The 20096-nt window shown below is 66.1% G+C and carries 16 protein-coding genes; 12 read left to right on the top strand and 4 right to left on the bottom strand.

All coding sequences use genetic code 11. From position 1 onward, the window contains the following. Window positions 1-10 precede the first annotated feature (10 nt). The 3 genes from tssM to J2W23_RS30010 are packed head-to-tail and all read left to right on the top strand — an operon-like array spanning window position 11 to window position 5671. Window positions 11-3856, top strand: a complete 3846-nt coding sequence (gene tssM, locus J2W23_RS30020; protein WP_176661959.1) for a type VI secretion system membrane subunit TssM — start codon at window positions 11-13, stop codon at window positions 3854-3856. Then, on the top strand, window positions 3853-4842 hold the full coding sequence (gene tagF / locus J2W23_RS30015) for a type VI secretion system-associated protein TagF (RefSeq protein ID WP_307651329.1): 990 nt from the start codon (window positions 3853-3855) through the stop codon (window positions 4840-4842). Before tssM ends, tagF begins: the two co-directional genes overlap by 4 nt. A gap of 7 nt (window positions 4843-4849) precedes the next feature. Next, the gene (locus tag J2W23_RS30010) at window positions 4850-5671 is read left to right on the top strand and encodes an OmpA family protein (protein ID WP_307651328.1); all 822 of its coding nucleotides are present in this window, start codon (window positions 4850-4852) and stop codon (window positions 5669-5671) included. Window positions 5672-5728: 57 nt separating this feature from the next. Here J2W23_RS30010 and tssA read toward each other — a convergent pair whose 3' ends face one another. The 4 genes from tssA to tssJ all read right to left on the bottom strand — a co-directional run bounded on the left by tssA (window position 5729) and on the right by tssJ (window position 9704). Further along, window positions 5729-6856 (bottom strand): type VI secretion system protein TssA, encoded by a 1128-nt coding sequence (gene tssA, locus J2W23_RS30005; RefSeq protein ID WP_176661956.1) that lies wholly within the window; start codon window positions 6854-6856, stop codon window positions 5729-5731. After that, a complete protein-coding gene (icmH, locus tag J2W23_RS30000) occupies window positions 6853-7635 on the bottom strand; it encodes a type IVB secretion system protein IcmH/DotU (protein ID WP_176662000.1) in 783 nt (260 codons plus the stop codon). The genes tssA and icmH overlap by 4 nt, the downstream gene beginning before the upstream one ends. A 25-nt stretch (window positions 7636-7660) precedes the next feature. After that, window positions 7661-9007, bottom strand: a complete 1347-nt coding sequence (gene tssK / locus J2W23_RS29995) for a type VI secretion system baseplate subunit TssK (RefSeq protein WP_176661955.1) — start codon at window positions 9005-9007, stop codon at window positions 7661-7663. A 73-nt stretch (window positions 9008-9080) separates the two neighbouring features. Next, window positions 9081-9704, bottom strand: coding sequence for a type VI secretion system lipoprotein TssJ (gene tssJ, locus J2W23_RS29990; protein WP_176661954.1), 624 nt, complete (start codon window positions 9702-9704; stop codon window positions 9081-9083). 234 nt (window positions 9705-9938) lie between these two features. On the opposite strand from tssJ, the gene J2W23_RS29985 reads away from it, so the two are divergent. The 9 genes from J2W23_RS29985 to J2W23_RS29945 form a co-directional block, all read left to right on the top strand. Continuing rightward, window positions 9939-10610, top strand: coding sequence for a hypothetical protein (locus J2W23_RS29985; RefSeq protein ID WP_307651327.1), 672 nt, complete (start codon window positions 9939-9941; stop codon window positions 10608-10610). A gap of 124 nt (window positions 10611-10734) precedes the next feature. Beyond that, entirely contained in the window at window positions 10735-11250 is a 516-nt protein-coding gene (gene tssB, locus J2W23_RS29980; protein WP_176661953.1) for a type VI secretion system contractile sheath small subunit, read from the top strand. Window positions 11251-11252: 2 nt separating this feature from the next. Further along, window positions 11253-12743 carry a type VI secretion system contractile sheath large subunit gene (gene tssC, locus J2W23_RS29975; protein ID WP_013543889.1) on the top strand — a complete coding sequence of 497 codons (1491 nt, stop codon included), beginning with the start codon at window positions 11253-11255 and terminating at the stop codon, window positions 12741-12743. Window positions 12744-12828: 85 nt separating this feature from the next. Next, window positions 12829-13341 carry an Hcp family type VI secretion system effector gene (locus tag J2W23_RS29970; RefSeq protein ID WP_176661952.1) on the top strand — a complete coding sequence of 171 codons (513 nt, stop codon included), beginning with the start codon at window positions 12829-12831 and terminating at the stop codon, window positions 13339-13341. A gap of 110 nt (window positions 13342-13451) precedes the next feature. After that, a complete protein-coding gene (tssE, locus tag J2W23_RS29965) occupies window positions 13452-13946 on the top strand; it encodes a type VI secretion system baseplate subunit TssE (protein ID WP_176661951.1) in 495 nt (164 codons plus the stop codon). A gap of 6 nt (window positions 13947-13952) precedes the next feature. Next, a complete protein-coding gene (tssF, locus tag J2W23_RS29960; RefSeq protein WP_176661950.1) occupies window positions 13953-15803 on the top strand; it encodes a type VI secretion system baseplate subunit TssF in 1851 nt (616 codons plus the stop codon). Further along, window positions 15767-16888, top strand: a complete 1122-nt coding sequence (tssG, locus tag J2W23_RS29955) for a type VI secretion system baseplate subunit TssG (protein WP_307651326.1) — start codon at window positions 15767-15769, stop codon at window positions 16886-16888. The genes tssF and tssG overlap by 37 nt, the downstream gene beginning before the upstream one ends. A gap of 48 nt (window positions 16889-16936) precedes the next feature. Continuing rightward, on the top strand, window positions 16937-19669 hold the full coding sequence (gene tssH, locus J2W23_RS29950; RefSeq protein ID WP_307651325.1) for a type VI secretion system ATPase TssH: 2733 nt from the start codon (window positions 16937-16939) through the stop codon (window positions 19667-19669). A gap of 38 nt (window positions 19670-19707) precedes the next feature. Next, on the top strand, window positions 19708-20096 hold a 389-nt coding region (locus J2W23_RS29945; protein WP_307651324.1), incomplete at its 3' end, for a contractile injection system protein, VgrG/Pvc8 family.

Genomic DNA, 20096 nt, shown 5'->3' with positions numbered 1-20096 from the left:
AGAAACATCTATGCGGCGATTCTTCAGTTTCCTGGCCGATCCGCGCACCCTCTCGGTGATCGGTGCCATCGCGCTCGGCGCGTTCCTCCTGATCGGCGCGCAGACGCTCGAGATCGGCGCGATCTGGGCCGTCGGCATCTTCGTCGTGCTGCTGCTCCTGTGGCTGCTCGTGTGGTTCATCCGGCGCATGCGCACCCGCGCGGCCAACCGCAAGCTGGGCGACATGCTCGAAGACCAGGCCGATGCCGCCGTGCGCGACAGCGACCCCGAGCGCAAGGCCGAGATCGACGAACTGCGCGGGCGCATGGTCGAGGCGGTCAAGACGATCAAGACCTCCAAGATCGGCCAGATGTCGGGTAGCGAGGCGCTGTACGAATTGCCCTGGTACATGGTCATCGGCAATCCGGCGGCGGGCAAGAGCAGCGCCATCCTGAACTCGGGCCTGCAGTTCCCGTTTGCCGACAAGGGCAACGCGGTGATCCAGGGCATCGGCGGCACGCGCAACTGCGACTGGTTCTTCACCACCGAAGGCATCGTGCTCGATACCGCGGGCCGCTATTCCATTCACCAGGAAGACCGCAAGGAGTGGTTCGGCTTTCTCGACCTGCTCAAGAAGTACCGGCCGAAGGCGCCGATCAACGGGATCATCATCACGGCGAGCATTCCCGAGCTGATCGGCAGCCGGCCCGACTTCGCGATCCAGCTCGCCAAGAACCTGCGCCAGCGCATGCAGGAGCTGACCGAGCGGCTCGAAGTGTTCGCGCCGGTCTACGTGATGTTCACCAAGGCCGACCTGATCACCGGCTTTGCGGAGTTCTTCGGCGACAGCGACAAGATGGAGCGCGACCGGGTGTGGGGTGCCTCGCTGCCCTATGACGGCGACGAGAAGCAGGATGCGGTGGCGCTGTTCGACAAGCGCTTCGACGAGCTCTACCTGGGCCTGAAGGAAATCAGCGTCTCGCACTTCGCGAGCCACCGCGGCAGCGATCCGTCGCCCGAGCTCCTGATCTTTCCGCTCGAGTTCGCAGCCATCAAGCCCGCGCTGCGCGCCTTTCTGGCCACGCTGTTCGAGAGCAATCCGTTCCAGCACAAGCCGGTGTTCCGGGGCTTCTACTTCACCAGCGCATTGCAAGAGGGCACGATGCGCAGCCTCTCGACCGAGCGCATCGCCAAGCGCTTCGGGCTCACGCTGAACAACGCGGCCACCAAGTCCAAGGAAATCTATTCGCAGAACGGGTTCTTCCTGCGCGACCTGTTCTCCAAGGTGATCTTTGCCGACAAGAAGACGGTGCGGCAGTTCTCCAGCCCGGTGAAGGCGCGTGTGCGCTATGTGAGCTTCTTTGCTTTCGTCGCCGTGCTGGGGCTGCTGCTCGGCGGATGGACCTGGTCGTACCTCGGCAACCGGCAACTGGTGGAGAACGTGCAGGCCGACCTCGACAAGGTGGTCAAACTGCAGGCCAGCGACAACGGGCTGCGCACGCGCTTCGAGGCGCTGGGCATCCTGCAGGACCGCATCGAGCAGCTCGAGAAATTCCGCAACGACCGGCCGCTGTCGCTCTCCCTCGGTCTCTACCAGGGCAACCAGCTCGAAGACAAGCTCGTCGCGGAGTATTACGGCGGCGTCAAGCAACTGATGCTGGCACCGGTGTCCGACAACCTGCAGGCGTTCCTGCGCGAGGTCAACGCGCATCCGGAACGTTTGAAGCGCGCCGATGCGGCGGGCAATCCCGCAGCGCCGGTCGCGGTCTCGGCCGCCACGCCGGCAGCGCCGCCGGCCGCTGAGAGCGGTGGTCTGTATGCGGGTTCGTCGCCGGCCGATGTGCAGGACGCCTACAACGCGCTCAAGACCTACCTCATGCTTTCCGACAAGCGGCAGGTGGAGACCGCACACCTGACCGACCAGATTTCGCGCTTCTGGCGCGGCTGGCTCGAAAGCAACCGCGGCGACATGCCGCGCGCGGCGGTCATCCGCGATGCCGAGCGCATGATCACCTTCTACCTGCGCCGCGTGGGCGACGACAACTGGCCTGCGCTGGCCGACACCAACCTCGCACTGGTCGAGCAGACGCGCGACAACCTGCGCCGCGTGGTGCGCGGCATGCCGGCGCGCGAACGGGTCTACGCCGAGATCAAGGCGCGCGCCTCCACGCGCTTTGCGCCGATGACGGTGGCGCGCATCCTGGGTGCGACGGCGGGTGCGGAGAGTGAAGGCACCATCGCCGGCAGCGTCGCCATCTCCGGCGCGTTCACGCGCGAGGCCTGGCAGCAGTACGTGGACGACGCGATCCGAGATGCGGCCAACAAGGAAACATCGAGCAAGGACTGGGTGCTCAACGTTGCGGGCAACGACGACCTGACGCTCGAAGGCAGCCCCGAGCAGATCCGCAAGACGCTCGCCACCATGTACAAGCTGGAGTACGCCAAGGAGTGGCAGCGTTTCCTGCAGGGCATCGCGGTCAAGGACATGGGCAGCTTCGAGCAGGCCGTGGTGGCGATGAACCTCTTGGGCGATCCGCAGAACTCGCCGATCCGCAAGGTCTTCGACACCGTCTACGACCAGACCTCGTGGGACAACCCCTCGCTGGTCAACGCCGGCCTGCAGCAGGCGCGCACCGGTGCGCTCAGCTGGTTCAAGAACCTCTTCAGCCGCGCCACGCCCTCGCAGGTCAACGTGAACATCGACGCGAGCGGCACCCGCACCGAGATCCCGATGGGCCCGATCGGCCGCGAGTTCGCGGGCGTCGCGCGCCTGGTGGTCGAGCGCGACAACACCTCGCTCTTGCGCGGCTACCTCGCCACGCTGTCCAAGCTGCGCGGTCGCTTCAACCAGATCAAGAACCAGGGCGACCCCGGACCGGGTGCGCGCCAGCTCATGCAGCAGACGCTGGAGGGCAACGGCTCCGAGCTGGCCGATGCGCTCAAGTACGTCGACGAGCAGATGCTCACGGGCATGGACGCCTCGCAGCGCCAGGCCCTCCGGCCCCTGCTGGTGCGGCCGCTGTTGCAGGCCTATGCGGTGACGATCCAGCCGACGGCGGTGGAGGTCAACAAGATCTGGAGCGCGCAGGTGCACCAGCCGTTCCAGCAGTCGCTCGCGACCAAGTACCCGTTCGCCACGGGCGCCAAGATCGAAGCCTCGCCGGCGGAGATCGCGCAGTTCTTCGGACCCGAAGGCGCCATCGGCAAGTTCGTGACGACGACGCTGGGCTCGCTGGTCATCCGCCGCGGCGACCTGCTCTCGCCACGCGCCTGGGGCGACCAGGGACTCACGCTGAGCCCCGATTTCGTGAACGGCTTCTCGCAATGGGTGGCGCCGCTTTCCGGTGCCGCGGCCAGCGGAGGCGGGGGGGCCGCGCAACCGCAAACGCTGTTCCAGATCCTGCCGCAACCGGTCTCGGGCCTCACCGAATACATGGTGGAAATCGACGGCCAGCAGCTGCGCTACCGCAACACGCCGCCGCAGTGGTCCAACTTCGTCTGGCCCAACGCGCAGGGCACGCCGGGTGCGCGAATCACCGCCGTCACCTTCGACGGGCGCACCGTCGAGCTCATCAACGAGCCGGGCAACTTCGGGCTGGAGCGGCTGCTCAGCACGGCCCAGCGCACGAAGTTGCCCGACGGCAGCTTCGAGCTCACCTGGGCGCGCGACAACGCGAGCGTGACCGTCAAGTTGCGCGTGATCCAGAACACGCAGTCGGGCGGTTCGGGCGGCGACTCGCCGCAGGGCAAGGGATTGCGCGGCACCGTGCTGCCTTCGTCGGTGGCGGAAATCGGCATCCCCGCGGCATCGCGGACACAGGCGCCACCAACGGCGACGACAACGACAACAGCACCGGCACAGGGAGTCGGCAAATGAGCGCATTGCAGGCACAACAGCTGTGCTACTTCGGCAAGTTGCCCGGCCGTGGCGACTTCGTGAAGGGGCTCTACAACCCGCAGCTCATCAAGGTGTTCGACAACTGGCTGTCGCAGACCATGGAGATGCTGTCGGAAGACCCGCGCTGGAAGATCATCTACGACAACGCGGCGCCGATCCATTTCGTCTGCCTCGGCTCGCGCAGCCGCGTGGCCATTGCGGGCCACCTGAAGACGAGCCGCGACGAGTCGTCGCGCCGCTATCCGTTCCTGGCGGCCACCTCGGTGGAGGTCGACGAGGCGCTCGACTTCATGCGCGGCGCGCCGATGCTCATCGGCCCGTACTGGGACCGCATGGCGGTGCAGGTCAATGCACTGGCCGAGGGCACCGACCTCGACAGCGAACTGAAGCGCTTCGAGGCGCTCGATCCGGCCATCGAGACGGGCTTCAAGAAGTCGGCCTCGCGTGCCACCTACGCGGCCTTCACGCGCGATACGAGCTTGCTGCGCATCGAACAGATGCTCAACTTCGACGGCCACAAGGTGTCGCTGCGCCGCGCGATCCTGGCTCTGGGTCTCCTGCTGCAGCCGGTGATGGCCAGCGCGGTGTCGCACCTTGAAAAAGGGCTCACGCTGCCACTTCCGCGCGACCCGATCGACCGCTCGCTGATCGCCACGTTCTGGCTCGAGCTGGTGTCGCAGTTCCTCGCCAAGGCCGATTTCGAGCTGGTGCTGATGGCCACCGAGATCGACGGCCGCTCGCGGCTGGTGATCGGCTTCAACGGCCTGTCGCCGCGCAGCCTGCAGAGCGTGCTGCATCCGCAGGTCTACACCGAGCACAACATCGACATCGACAACCCGGAGTGGGTCGAGGACACCATCCACAGCAACTACGCGATGTTCAAGCTGGTGAGCTACCTCGACCAGCCGCAGCTGCCGCTGGACATCGTGCTCACGGCTTTTCGCGAAGTCTTCATCGGGGAATGACACGGTCATGAAAAGTTATTTGCGCGTTCTGTCGTTGACCCTGGGCCTCGCATTCGCCGGCGCCGTGCAGGCCCAGACAGCGGGCGCCCCTGGCGCCCTGGTCGAAACCACGCCCGCTGCCGGCGCCAAGGGCGAGCAGGTCGTGGCCGGCGGGCAGGTGCCCGACGAGGCCACGCGCGTCGCGGTCATCGAGGCGCTGCGCCGCATCTATGGCCCGAGCGGTGTCATCGACAAGATCGAGGTGGTGAACACCGTGAGCATGCCGGCCAACTGGGCTGCCAACGTGCAGCGGCTGATCACGCCCGCGCTCAAGGACATCCACCGCGGCCAGTTCCAGATCGAGGGCACGCAGATGGCGTTGAGCGGCGAGGTCGGCAACGAGGCGCTGCGCCAGAAGATCGTGAGCGACATGGCGAATTCGCTCAACCCGACCTACACCATCAAGAACAGCCTGCGCGTGCCGGTGTCGGAGCAGATCACGGTCGACCAGGCGCTGGCCAACCGCACCATCGAGTTCGAACTGGGCAGCGCCACGCTCACGCGCAAGGGCCGCGACATCCTGGACGAGATGGCGCCGATCCTGCAGAAGCTCACGAACAAGTCGGTGGCGGTCATCGGCCACACCGACAACGCCGGCAGCCGGGCGTCGAACCTGGCGCTGAGCCAGTCGCGCGCCGAGGCGGTGAAGGGCTACCTGGTGGGCAAGGGAATCGATCCGATGACGCTCACGACCTCGGGCGTCGGGCCGGACCAGCCGGTGGCGAACAACGCGACCGACGAAGGCCGCTCGCGCAACCGGCGCATCGAGTTCCGGGTCGGGCGCACCTGAGCGCTTGAAGATCCGAGAAGAGCAGGCCTGCGCGCGCAGGCCGCAGCCTCTCTTCTCTCAGCGCGACTCGTCGTCGTTCTTGGGCAGGTCGAGCAGGTCCACCAGTTGGGCCAGTTCTTGCTCGTTCTTGATCACGTTGCGCAGCCACGCGTGCAGCGGCATGTCGGCCCAGCGCGCGGCCTTGTTCGCCATGTAGGCGGCGGGGCTCGAAGGCTCGGTCTTCTCGAAATACGCCGCCACTTCCTTGAGTTGGGCGATGGCCTGCGCGCGGCTGTGGATACCGGGCGGCAGCGCGGCGGGCGCTGCTGCCGGCGCGTGATGCGGCACCACCGCATCGAACACAGGCTCGATGCGCGAGGGTGCGGGCGTACCTGTGGCCGGCGCCGCTGCGGGCGCTGCCGGTGCCCCGCTGTCCATCGGCACGCCGGCTTCGCGCGCGAAGCGCTCGACCGTCTGGCGGATGGCCGCGGCCGCATCCCTGGCGGCGCGAAAGCTCGGACCATTGGAGGCAGTGCGTTCGTCGAACACGGCTTCGAACTCGGCCAATGCTTGTTCGCAGGCCTGCACGTCGCGGTGCGTCTTCTGCAGGAACTTCGCCGGCGTGGCGCGGCGGATGCGATCGAACTGCTCGACTGTCACCTTGTTGCGCTGCAGCTCGTCGGCCTGCGCCGGCGTGCGGCGGATGCTCTGGTCGAGCGCAAGCGCGGTCTCCCAGACCAGCGCGCTGTAGCCGGTGTTGGCATCGCTCACGATGGGGGCGCGCTGCAGCAACTCGACCGAGCGCCCGATCAGCCAGGTGACGTTGCCCACGCGCATCTCGATGTCGCCGCCCTCGGGCAGCGGATGCAGCTGGTCCCAGTACTGCTGGCACAGGCCGGTGAGCAGGCGGTAGCCGTCTGCCAAACCCTCGAAGCCGCGCTGGCTGGCCAGCGCATCGGTGAGCCACACGGCCAGTCGCAGGTCCTTGGTGGATTCGCGCAGCAGCTTCTCGCACTCGGAAATCACGAAGGGCCAGTTGGCTTCCTTCAGCTCGATGACCCACTCGCCCTGTTCGAGCGACGGATCGTCGTGCTTGCGCGCCTCTTGAATGGCGTCGAACTGCCGCGAGAACAGCATGTCCTCGCCGCAGGGCGAGGCTTCCGAGATCGGGGCCAGCAAGGCCGGCAGGTCGAGCCGCGTCGTCATGGCAGCGAGATGGTCAGGTTGGCCTGGCGCGGGCCGAGCTTCACGATGTCCTGGTAGCTCGCGAGCGTGCCTTGCGTCGTGCTGCCGATGTGGGCCGACAGGCCGATGAAGCCGAGCAGCCCGATGAGTGCGAACAGCGCGGCCACCACCCACTGCGGCGCCTCGCGCTTGAGTGAATGCGAGATCAGGTCGGGCAGCGGCCAGTGCGGCGCGAACGGCGTGCGCTTGCCGCGGGCGTTGGCGATCTCGTCGCCCACGCGCGCGGTGAGGTAGGCCAGCTTCTCGGTGCCGTCGATGGCGTACTTGCCCTGGAAGCCCAGCAGCAGGCACATATAGAACACCTCGAGCGTCTGGATGCGCGCGGCGCCATGCGCCCGCTCGACCTCGAGCATCTGGAAGAAGTTCTCGCCGGCCAATTGGTCGCCGAACAGCGTGAGCTGCAGCGGCCGGCGCTCCCACTCGGAACGGATCGCGAACTCGGGCGCCGAGAGCACGAACTCGTCGATGGTCGCGCAGAAGGCGTACTTTGCCGCATGGATCTGCTCGGCCGTGGCATCGAGCTTGCGCGCGTTGCGCTCGAACTCGCCCAGGTAGTTGCGGATGCCGGCGAGGAACTGCTCGGTGGTGGCGGGCTGCTGCTTCTTCTTCAAGAGGAACAGCATCACGAAGCCGTCGTACAGCAGGTCCAGCAGGCTCGCGTCGGCGTCGGGGGCGGCGCCCGCGGGCGTGAACGACGCGGCGGGCGCGTCGGCGCCGAGCAGGGAAGGGGCCTTGTTGATGGTGGTGTTCATTGCGATCAGAAGATCAGCCGGTCACGGCGATCAGTTCGAGCTGCATGTCGGGGATGCCGGCCGGCGCGTAGATGGTGACGCTCTGCGCCTGCAGCATGCGGTCGTACAGCTGGCTCTTGCTGTCGATGGAGAAATAGCAGGCACCCGCGCGGATCGGAATCGCCGGCGGCACCTGCGGCGCGTAGACGATGCGCACACCCGGCATGGCAGAAAGCACCAGCTTGTCGACGTCTTCGGGCGCGCCGATCTTGAAGCGCTGCGGCACCGCCTCGGCCAGCTCGGCGGCCGGCATGCTCGCGGTGACCGACATGTAGAACACGGTCTTCTCGTCGATCTTTCCGGAATCGAGGCGCCCGAGGTAGAAGGCGTTGCGCGTCTCGGTGAGCGCGATCGCGAAGTAGCGTGTCGAGATCACCGTGTCGAGCAGGTCGCGCACGATGCGGTCGAGTTCGGCGAAGGCGGGGCCGGGCTTCTCGTGGTCGTACACCGGCAGGTCGTTGAGCGAATAGGTCTTCGCGAAGGTCATCAGCGCGCCGGCCAGGCTCAGCAGTTCCTGGAACAGCCGCTCCGGATGCAGCGACGGGTGATGGAACAGGTGCGAAAGCGACGCGAATGCCGAGTTGGCCGTGTGCAGCAGCCAGAACGAGGCGATGTCGCCCGAACGGAATTCGATGATGTTCTTGCTCGGCTCGCGGTGAATGCCGTAGAGCGAGTTGACCTTGGCCTGCAGCACGTCGAGCAGCCGCCGCAGTTGCTGGAAGATGGTGGCCGAGGCATCGATGGAGGTGCACGGCGGCACGAAGCTGCGATCGATCTCGAAGCCGCCCGCGGCGGTGCGGCGGATGCGGATCACCGGGATCGACACGAACTGCTCGCGCGGCTCGGTGTCGGCCAGGAGCTTCACGCTCTTGCGCAGGAACACCACCTCGGCGCTCACCGCGTTCGTGTAGAGGTCGAGCGACTGCGTCGCGTCGCTGGTGTAGCGCGCGGCGAAGCCTTCTTCGTTGGGGTCGGTGTAGTTCTTGCCCAGCTCCTTCACCGGATGCAGCACCAGGTAGAAGGTGATCTCGTTCTGGCCCGGGTTGAGCGTATCGAGCGAGATGGGCGGTGGCAGCGCGTCGGCCTGCGGCGCCGAGTAGGGCTCGCCGTCGGGGAACACCAGCGACAGCTGCGAGGCGCGGAGCATGCCGCTCGCGAGCGCGTCCAGGTCGAAGCTGATGGAGCGCACACCCCAGAAGTACGGATGCAGCGTCTGCGCCGTGGCACGCAGGCGTGCCTCGTGGTACGCGTCCTGGCGCTGGAAATGCTGGGGGCGTAGGAACAGGCCCTCCCCCCAGAGGACCTTGGCGGCATAGCTCACGTCGGATCAGCTCCCCTTGATTTTTCGGCAGTATCGCATCGTAGTTTGCTCGTGGACAAGCACGTCAGGCGGATCAGGCCGGCGAGGGCCGGCAGGTCACCGGGCCCAGCAGGTTGAGCGCGTTGCCGGTCGCTGCGCCGCCTTGCGCATTCTGCTGGCCGACCACCGCACCCTGTGTGACGGTGAGCGCGCAGGCATGGGCGCCCATCACGATGCCGGTTTTTTCCGCGTCCGCGGCGTTGAAGGCGAAGCGCCAGCGCTGGGCATCGGGCGAATGGAACAGCACCACCACACCCACCGCGTTGGCGGTGCGCGGCACCGTCTCGGTCCAGGTGTATTGCTGGTCGGGAATGAGCGTGATCTCGCGGCTCTCGACAAGGTCGTCGCCCAACTGCGTCTTGTCGCGTCCGGGCGTGACGAAGGCATCGAACGACGACTGGTAGAAGCCCGTGGTTTCCTTCAGCTTGTAGATGCGTACCACCACGGCAAGCGGGCGGTTGCGGCTGTCGGCGTTGAGGTTCTTGCCCGCCGCGATCGACATCGACACCTTGCGCGGCGGCTTCTGCGACTCGGGCAACTCCGGTTTCTTCAGGCCGCTCGCCTCCAGGGCGATGTTGGCGATCGTGAGGGCTGGAGAGCTGCATCCGACGAGCATCAGCGTCATCAGCAGCGCGCTAATCGTGACTGGTAATTTCATTAGGACTGCTGATGTAACTGCAATCAATTGGTTGTCATTAGGCTTAAATAATTAGCCCTTTGGTTTCGCAATTAAGCAGTTTGGGTTACGTGACTTTAGTTATTCAAACGGAAACCAATATGTAGTATCGTGTATTGTCCATTGGCCGCAACGTATTGAATGGTTGCGACCCGCCAAAAAAAGTCAGATCCAAGCGGAGGGATTGTGTTGATTCGAAAGTACATGACTTGCACGATGATTGCTGGTGCCATCGCAGCCACCAGCTTCTTGTCGGGCTGCACCACCACACCAGACGCCGCGGTGGCGCAATCCGCCGAGGCCTTCAACAAGAGCCTGGCGGAAGCCGACGCCGCTGCAGCCGCAGCCACCGGCGACAAGTCCGCCGCCATCCGCCAGTACCAGAAGATCGCCACCGACAACCCGACCCGTGGTGAGCCGTGGTCGCGCATCGCGCAGATCTACTTCAACGAGGGCCGCTACAGCCTTGCCATCTCGTCCGCCGAGGAAACGCTGCGTCGCGACCCCACCAGCCGCCAGGCCAAGAGCATCACCGCCGTGGGCGGCCTCCGTCTGGCAGCCCGCTCCATCGAGGACCTGGGCAAGGACAGCACCCTGAGCGGCGACGTCAATGCCGACGCCTACCGGCTCGCCGCGCTGCTGCGCGAAACCCTCGGCCTTTCGGTGCTGGTGCCGACCGGCTCCGACGCCAAGCCGCCTGTGCGCCGTCCCGTGGCAGCCAATCCGGCCCCTGCGCCAGCACCCTCGGCCTCGACGTCGACTGCTTCGCAGCCCACCCCGGTTGCTGCAGCACGCCCGGCACCTGCACCGGCGGCGCGTCCGGCGCCCGCACCTGCCGCTGCGCCGCGCGCGGGGGGAAGCGCCAATCCGTTTGATGCGCTCAAGTAAATCTTTTTGATGTATTGATTTGGTTTTCTGAACCAAAGTATTAATTGAAATGTGTGCGCACCCGCAATAAGACGCACAAAAGTAGTAATTCGTCTCGCAGTCCTATTCGGAAGGTATTGAAGTCATGGCGACCAAAAGACAGAGTGTGCAAAAGCGCCTTCAGAAAGTGCGCCCGCCGCGTGTGCAACTCACGTACGACGTGGAACTCGGCGACGCCATCGAGAAAAAGGAATTGCCGTTCGTCGTTGGCGTGGTCGCCGACCTGGCAGGCCAGTCCGAGGTCGAGCAGCCCAAGCTGAAGGACCGCAAGTTCGTCAATGTCGACCGCGACAACCTGGACGACGTCATGAAGGGCCTGGCCCCGCGCGCGGCCTACCAGGTGGAGAACAAGCTCGACCAGCGCGGCGGCACCTTCGGCGTCGATCTCACCTTCAATTCGATGGATGCCTTCTCGCCCGAGGCCGTGGTCGACCAAATCGAGCCGCTCAAGCGCCTGCTCGAAGCGCGCACCAAGCTGGCGGACCTGCGCAACAAGATGGCCGGCAACAGCAAGCTCGAAGACCTGCTGGCCGACGTGCTGAACAACACCGAGCAACTCCAGCGCCTGGGGCAGGACGCCGGCAAGAAGGACGGAAGCTGAACATGACTGCGCAAGCACTTTCGGCATCGAGCGGTGCCGCCTCGCCAGAGGCTTCGGTCGACCTGCTCGACCAGATCGTCGAGAAAAGCAAGGTCGCCAAGTCCGACGCCGAGCACACCCGCGCCAAGGACCTCATCGGCGAACTGGTCAGCCAGGTGCTCGAAGGCTCGGTGATCGTCTCGGACAACGTCTCGGCCATGATCGACGCCCGCGTGGCAGACCTGGACGCGCTCATTTCCGCGCAGCTCAGCGCCGTGATGCACGCGCCCGAGTTCCAGAAGCTCGAGAGCACCTGGCGCGGCCTCGAATACCTCGTGAAGGAAACGCCCACCGGCACGATGCTCAAGATCAAGGTCATCAACGCCACCAAGCGCGACCTGATCCGCGACTTCAAGGCCGCCGTCGAGTTCGACCAGAGCGCGATGTTCAAGAAGGTCTACGAAGAAGAATTCGGCACCTTCGGCGGCGCGCCCTTCGGTGCGCTGGTCGGCGACTTCGCCGTCACCCGTCAGCCGGAAGACATGTACTTCCTCGACCAGATGGCGCACGTGGCCGCTGCCGCCCACGCGCCCTTCATCGGCGCGGCGTCGCCCGAGCTGCTGGGCCTGGAGAGCTTCGACGACCTGGGCAAGCCGCGCGACATGGCCAAGGTTTTCGACACCGTCGAATACGCCAAGTGGAAGTCGTTCCGCGATTCGGAAGACTCGCGCTACGTAGGCCTCACGCTGCCCCGCTTCCTCGGCCGCCTGCCCTACCACCCGCGCGAAGGCACGGTGGTCGACAGCTTCAATTTCGTGGAAGACGTCGACGGCACCGACCACTCCAAGTACCTCTGGTGCAACGCCGCCTGGGCGTTCGCCACGCGCCTGACGGCTGCTTTCGACGACTTCGGCTGGTGCGCCGCGATCCGCGGCGTGGAAGGCGGCGGCCTGGTCGAAGACCTGCCCACGCACACCTTCAAGACCGACGAAGGCGAGATCGCCCTCAAGTGCCCGACCGAGATCGCCATCACCGACCGGCGCGAGAAGGAGCTGAGCGACCTGGGCTTCATTCCGCTCGTGCACTGCAAGAACTCCGACTACGCGGCCTTCTTCGGTGCGCAGTCGCTGCAGAAGCCCAAGAAGTACAACACCGACAGCGCCAACGCCAACGCGGTGCTCTCGGCGCAGCTGCAGTACATCTTCTCCGTGTCCCGTATCGCGCACTACCTCAAGGCCATGATGCGCGACAAGATCGGCAGCTTTGCCTCGGCACACAACGTCGAACAGTTCCTCAACCGCTGGATCGCGCAGTACGTGCTGCTCGACGACAACGCGACGCAGGAACAGAAGGCGCAATTCCCCCTGCGGGAAGCGTCGATCCAGGTGGGCGAAGTGCCCGGCCGGCCTGGTGTCTACCGTGCGGTCGCCTTCCTGCGCCCGCACTTTCAACTGGATGAGCTGTCGATTTCACTGCGCTTGGTCGCCGATCTGCCGAAGTCAGTGAATAAGTAAGAAGAAGGCGGATCGGAAGCGCGGCCGAGGGGCCGCGCATCAACACGTTAACTGTCAATTCAATCAATCAAGAAGGGGAAGAAACATGAAAGATATCTACGTCAAGTTCGGCAGCCCTGCCATCAACGGCGAGTCGCAGGACAAGGACCACAAGGACTGGGTCGAAGTGAGCTCGTGGCAGCACAGCATCGTGCAGCCGCGTTCGGCCACCGCATCGACCGCCGGCGGCCACACCGCCGAGCGTTGCGAGCACGGCGAAATGATCTTCACCAAGGACATGGACGTGGTGAGCCCGCTGCTGTATCAGCACGCTTCGGGCGGCACCACCTTCGACGAGGTGACGGTGCAGTTCTACCGCGCCGACGGCGAAGGCAAGCGCGTGCAGTACATGGAGATCAAGCTCAAGTACGTGCTGATCGCCAGCGTGAACCCGAAGGTCGTGAGTACCGACGTGGCCAGCGTGCCGAGCGAGACCTTCTCGCTGAAGTACGCCGCCGTGCAGTGGAAGTACACGCAGCAGAAGATCGGCGGCAACCAGGGCGGCAACTCGCAAGGCGCCTGGAGCCTCACCAAGAACGACAAGACCTACTCGGTCTGACGCCCTTCGGGCAATGTCGACCGCGGCGCGAGGCCGCGGTTTCTTTTTGGCGCCGCGCCCACGATGCGCGGCGCCCTTGCCCGATATCCAAAGCACGAGGCGAGAGACCCATGAATGGATTCGAACCGGGCTTGCTCGACAAACTCTTCGATGACGACTGGCGCGGGCCGGCATCGCCGGTGCTCAGGCACCTGTCGCTCGAAGAGGTCAAGAACATGGTCGCGCGCGATCTCGAATCCCTGCTCAATACGCGCATGGTCTTCAATGACGCGAAGCTCGAGTCGTTTCCCGAGTGCCGGCGTTCCGTCATGACCTACGGCCTGAGCGATTTCTCGGGCCTGAGCCTTGCGAGCCATTACGACCGCTCGTTCATCTGCCGCTCGCTGGAGCAGGCCATCGCCCGCCACGAGTCGCGGCTGCGCGACGTTGCCGTGTCGCTCGAGGTCGATGGCCAGACCAGTACCAACATGCTTTATTTCGGAATCACCGCCCTGCTCGTGCTGCCCGAGCTCGCCGAGCCGGTGAACTTCGACGCGATGCTGCAGCCGACCACGCTGCAGTACTCGATCACACGCGGCACCGGCAAGAGCCGCACCGCCGCTTAGGAAACCATGGACGAGTTGCTGCCCTTCTACGAACGAGAGCTCGCCTTTCTGCGCGGCTACTCGCAGGAGTTCGCCAAGGGCTACCCAAAGATCGCGGCGCGCCTGGCCATCTCCGCCGACAGCAGCGAGGACCCGCACGTCGAGCGGATGATCCAGTCGTTCGCGCTGCTCACCGCCCGCATCAGCAAGAAGCTGGACGACGACTACCCCGAGCTCACCGAAGCGCTGCTCGAGGTGCTGTACCCGCACTACCTGCGGCCCTTTCCTTCCTGCTCGATCGCGCAGTTCGATGCCGGCGGCGCGGCGCTCGCAAAGCTGAGCAAGCCGGTCACCATTTCGCGCGGCACCGAGCTCACTTCGCAGCCGGTGCGCGGCGGTGCGTGCCGCTTTCGCAGCGTCTACGACGTGACGCTGGCAGCCGTGCAGGTGTCCAACGTGGTGTTCCATTCGGTGGTCAATGCGCCCGCGCATGCCTCGTTGCCGCGCAACGCCACGGGATGCCTCTCGATCACGCTCGAAGCCACGGGTGAACAGAAGTCGCTCGGCACGCTCGCGCTCACCATGGCGCGCCTGCGCACCTTCATCGATGCCGAGCCATCGCTCGCCACCGCGCTGGCCGATGCCATCTTCCTGAAGACGGCCGCCGTCTTCGTGGAGCCCGAGCGCAGCGGCAAATGGACGCAGGTGCAGGGCGAGGCGCTGCACCCGGTCGGTTTCGACGAGGCCGATGCGCTCATCGAGCTGCCGCCGCGCTCGCACCCGGCCTACCGCCTGCTGAGCGAGTACTTCGCATTCCCCGAGAAGTTCAACTTCGTCGACATCGACCTGGCGAACGCGCTGCGCCACATCGGCTCGTGCCGCTCGATCACGCTGCACCTGGTGATGACCGGCGTGCGTGCCGATTCGCCCACGGCGCGGCTGCTCGAAGGCGTTTCCAGCCGCAACCTGCGCCTGGGCTGCACGCCCGTCATCAACCTCTTCAAGCAGCGCAGCGATCCGATCCGCGTCACGCACGCAGCGGCCGCGTACCCGGTGGTGGCCGATGCGCGCCGGGCCTTCGGCTTCGAGGTCTACAGCATCGACTCGGTCAAGCTCGTGAAGCAGACCGCCGAGGGCGATGCCTACGTCGAGTTCCGGCCGTTCTACTCGCTGCACCACGGCGAGCATCCGAAGGAGGCCGAGCACTACTGGTTCGCGCGTCGCAACGAGCTGGTGGCGCAACGCAGCCCGGGCTACGAGACCGAGCTCTCGATCGTCGACATCGACTTCCAGCCCTCGCTGCCGCAAACCGAAACGCTGAGCATCGACCTCACCTGCACCAACCGCGACCTGCCGCATTCGCTGGCTTTCGGCCTGCCGGGCGGCGACCTCTTCATCGAGGGCAACTCGGTGGCGCGCTCGATCCGCATGCTGCGCCGGCCGACGCAGACGCTGCGCATGCCGCGCGGCAAGGGTGTGCAGTGGCGGCTGGTGTCGCACCTGTCGCTCAACCACCTGTCGCTGGCCACCAGCGGACTGCCGGCGCTCAAAGAGATGCTGCGCCTGTACGACCTCGGCCGCTCGGCCGTGTCGGCACGGCAGATCGAAGCCATCACCGGCATCGACCAGCAGGCCACCACGCAGTGGCTGCCGGGCAAGCCCTTCGCCACCTTCGTGCGCGGCATCGAACTCAAGCTCACGGTCGACGAGGCCGGCTTCGTCGGCAGCAGCCTGCAGGCCTTCGCGCGCGTGATGGATCATTTCTTCGGTCTCTATGTGCACCTGAACAGCTTCACCCAGCTGGTGATCGTTTCGGCGCGCGACAAGGAGGAGCTGGTGCGATGCAAACCCCGCAGCGGCGAATCGATCCTGCTGTAGCCGACCGGCTGCTGCGCGAACCGTACCGCTTCGAGTTCTTCCAGGCGGTGCGGTTGCTCGAGCTCGTGCTGCTCAAGCGGCAGGAGCGCGACGTGCACCATCGCCTGGTGCCCGGCGAGCGCATGGTGCCGCGCTGGCTGCGCTTTCGCAGCTCGGTGAGCCTCACCTTCCCGCCCAGCGAGATCGAGGCGCTGGCGGTGCGCGATGCGGTGGGCCAGTTGGTGTCGAGCGCCGAGCTGTGCGAGCCGCCGGCGCAGGCCGAAGACGGTCACGGCCTGGGCCGCATCGAGCTCACGCCCGCCTCCTTCGGCATGCTCGGCGTGTCGGGCGCCTTGCCCATCGTCTACACCGAGATGCTGATGCGTCGCGAGCAGCATCTGCGCGACAGCTCGGCGCGCGCGTTCCTCGACGTGTTCACCAACCGCGCCACCGCGCTCTTCTACGCGGCCTGGCGCAAGTACCGCCTGCCGCTGCACTACGAGCACGAGCGCAGCCGCGCCTACCTGCCGGTGCTGCTGTCGATGGCGGGGCTCGAGCACACGGCGCAGCGCGATCCGCTCACCGACGGCACGGGCACGGTGTTCGACGAAACCGTGGCCGGCTATGCCGCCGCGGTGCGCCACCGGCCGATGTCAGCCGCCTACCTGCAGCGCGTGTTGTCGGACTACTTCCGCAGCAACATCCGCATCGAGCAGTTCCTGGGCAAGTGGTACGACATGCCCGTGCAGCAGCGCTCGCGCCTGGGCGAAGGCAATGTGAGCCTCGGGCAGAACGCGATGGCGGGCGAACGCATCTGGCAGCGCGACCTGCGCATCCGCCTGTGGATCGGTCCGCTCAAGCGCAGCGCGCTGCGCGAATTCTTTCCGGGCCGCGCGCATGCGAAGGCGCTCGAAAAAATGCTGGCACTGCTCGCCGGCGTGACCTGCGAGTACGAGGTGCGCCTGATCCTCGCGCGCGAGGAAGTTGCCGCCGTGCAACTGAGCGATGGCGGCGGCAGCCATCTCGGCTGGGACAGCTTCATCGCCACCGGCGAAGCCGAGAGCGATCGCAGCGACACCCAATACGAACTCCAGCCCCTGCAGTAGCAGCAGCGACCTTTCAACGAAGAGACCGACAGAAGACAACCACCGTTCATGAGCACATCGCTGAAAACACTGATCACCAAGCTCAACGCCAGCGCACGCATGGCCACGCAGCGCGCGGCCAACCTGTGCCTGGCCAACGGCCACTACGAAGTGGACCTGGAGCACCTGTTCCTGGCCCTGCTGGAGCAGACCGACAACGACCTCGCGCGCGTGCTGCGCGCCAACCGCATCAGTGCCACCGCGATCCAGTCGGACCTGGAGCGCGAGATCCAGACCTTCAAGAACGGCAATACGCGCACGCCCGTGTTCTCGCAGCACCTGCAGCAGCTGTTCCAGCAGGCGTGGCTGCTGGCCTCGCTCGATGCGCATGTGGCGCAGATCCGCTCGGGCCATCTGCTGCTCGCGCTCCTGACCGAGCCGGACCTCGCGCAGCTCGCGCAGCGCGGCTCGCCGCTCTTCGCGAAGATCCGCCTCGAAGACCTGAAGCACGATTTCGACAAGCTCACCGATGGTTCGAGCGAAGCGGCCGAAGCCGGCGCATCGGGTGCTGCTGCTGAAGGCGATGCGCCGCAACCGGCGGCCGACCCGCTGGCCCCCGCAACGCCGGGCAAGACGCCCGCCCTCGACCAGTTCACCACCAACCTCACGCAGCGCGCGAAAGACGGCGCGCTCGACCCGGTGATCGGCCGCGACACGGAGATCCGCCAGGTCATCGACATCCTGATGCGCCGCCGCCAGAACAACCCCATCCTCACCGGCGAGGCCGGCGTGGGCAAGACGGCGGTGGTCGAGGGGCTCGCGCTGCGCATCGCCGCGCAGGACGTGCCCGAGTCGCTGCGCGCCGTGGCGCTGCACACGCTCGACATGGGCCTCCTGCAGGCCGGCGCGAGCGTGAAGGGCGAGTTCGAGAACCGCCTGAAGAACGTGATCGCCGAAGTGAAGAAGAGCCCGCATCCGATCGTGCTCTTCATCGACGAGGCCCACACCATGATCGGCGCGGGCGGCCAGGCCGGGCAGAGCGATGCGGCCAACCTGCTCAAGCCCGCGCTCGCGCGCGGCGAGCTGCGCACCATCGCCGCCACCACGTGGGGCGAGTACAAGAAATACTTCGAGAAGGACGCGGCGCTCGCGCGGCGCTTCCAGGTCGTGAAGGTCGAGGAGCCCAGCGAGACGCTGGCCGCCGCCATGCTGCGCGGCATGGTGCCGCTGATGGAGAAGCACTTCAACATCCGCGTGCTCGACGAAGCGATTACTGAGGCCGTGCGCCTGTCGCACCGCTACATCAGCGGCCGCCAACTGCCCGACAAGGCGGTGAGCGTGCTCGACACCGCGTGCGCGAAAGTGGCGCTCGGCCAGAGCGCGACGCCGGCACTCATCGAGGAAGCCCATCGCGGCCTCGAACGCATCGAGGCCGAGAGCGCCGCGCTGGTGCGCGACACCGCGGCCGGCGGACGCCATGAAGCGCGACTGGCCGAACTGGCCGAGCAGAAGGCCGCGCTGCAGGCCGAGCTGGCCGCGAGCCAGCAACGCCTGGCCGAAGAGAACGCGCTGGTCGAACGCATCCGCGCACTGCGCGCGCAACGCGACACGTCGGCTGCAGAGGCCGAGTCCGCAGAGGCGCCCGTGGTCGCGGAGAAGGCCACGCCCGCCCGCGCCGCGGGTCGCAAGAAAACCGTTGCCGCCGCCGACCCCGAACGCGATCAGCTCGATGCCCTGCTCGCCGAACTGCGCGCGCTGCAAGGCACCACGCCGATGGTGCCGCTGCAGGTCGACGGCCATGTCGTCGCCGAGATCGTTTCGGCCTGGACCGGCGTGCCGCTCGGCCGCATGGTCAAGGACGAGATCAAGACCGTGCGCGCCCTCGACACGCTGCTGGCCGAACGCGTGATCGGACAGGATCACGCACTCGCCGCCGTCGCCCAGCGCGTGCGCACCGCGAGCGCGCGACTGGAAGACCCCAACAAGCCCCGCGGCGTGTTCATGTTCGTCGGCCCTTCGGGCGTGGGCAAGACCGAGACCGCGCTCGCGCTGGCCGACATCCTCTACGGCGGCGAGAAGAAGCTCATCACCATCAACATGAGCGAGTACCAGGAGGCGCACAGCGTCTCGGGCCTGAAGGGCTCGCCGCCAGGCTATGTGGGTTACGGCGAAGGCGGCGTGCTGACCGAAGCCGTGCGCCGCCAGCCCTACAGCGTGGTGCTGCTCGACGAAGTCGAGAAGGCGCACCCCGACGTGCTGGAGATGTTCTTCCAGGTGTTCGACAAAGGGATGATGGACGACGCCGAGGGCCGCGAGATCGACTTTCGCAACACGCTGATCATCCTCACCTCGAACATCGGTTCGTCGCAGATCATGCAGGCGTGCCTCAACAAGGCCGACGACGAGCGCCCCGCGCCCGACGCGCTGGCCGAGGCGCTGCGCCCCGTGCTCATGAAGGCCTTCAAGCCGGCTTTTCTCGGCCGCATGAAGGTGGCGCCGTTCTATCCGATCACCGATGCGGTGCTCGAGCAGATCATCGCGCTCAAGCTGGGCCGCATCCGCGACCGCATCGCGACCAACCACAAGGCGGTGTTCGAGTGGGACGACGCGCTGGTGGAGGCCGTGCTCGCGCGCTGCACCGAAGTGGATTCGGGCGCGCGCAACGTCGATCACATCCTGAACGGAACGCTGCTGCCCGAGATCGCGGAAGCGGTGCTCACGCGCATGGCGGACGAGACGCCGCTCGCGAAGATCAAGGCGAGCTGCGCGAAGAGCGGCGAGTTCCGCTACAGGATCACCTAGGCGCTGCGGCGGTTCGGGTCAACGGGAGAACCAGAGACATGACGAACTTCAATTCGGCTTCACTCGGCGCGCAGATGCGTGCGGGTACTTCGCAGCGCGACAGGCTGCTGGTGCTGCACACGCCCTTGGGCGAGAACAAGCTGCTTGCTGAACATCTCGATGGCGTGGAGTCCCTGGATGACGGCGGCTTCCGCTTCGAACTCACCGCGCTGAGCGACGACGCGCACATCGAACTCAAGACCCTGATCGGCCAGGGCGTGCGCCTGGACCTGCAGACCGCCCAGAGCCGCACCGACCTGCGCCCCTTCCACGGCCACGTGACCCAGGCCGAGTGCGTCTCGAGCAACGGCGGCATGGCGCGCTACCGGCTCGTCATCGAGCCGTGGCTCGCCTTCCTGCGCCATCGCCAGGACAGCTGCCTCTTCCA

This window comes from Variovorax boronicumulans (assembly GCF_030812215.1).
GTDB classification, from domain to species: domain Bacteria; phylum Pseudomonadota; class Gammaproteobacteria; order Burkholderiales; family Burkholderiaceae_C; genus Variovorax; species Variovorax boronicumulans_C.
Note: the sequence above shows the minus strand (reverse complement) of the source record. Positions and strands in the feature narration are given on the sequence as shown.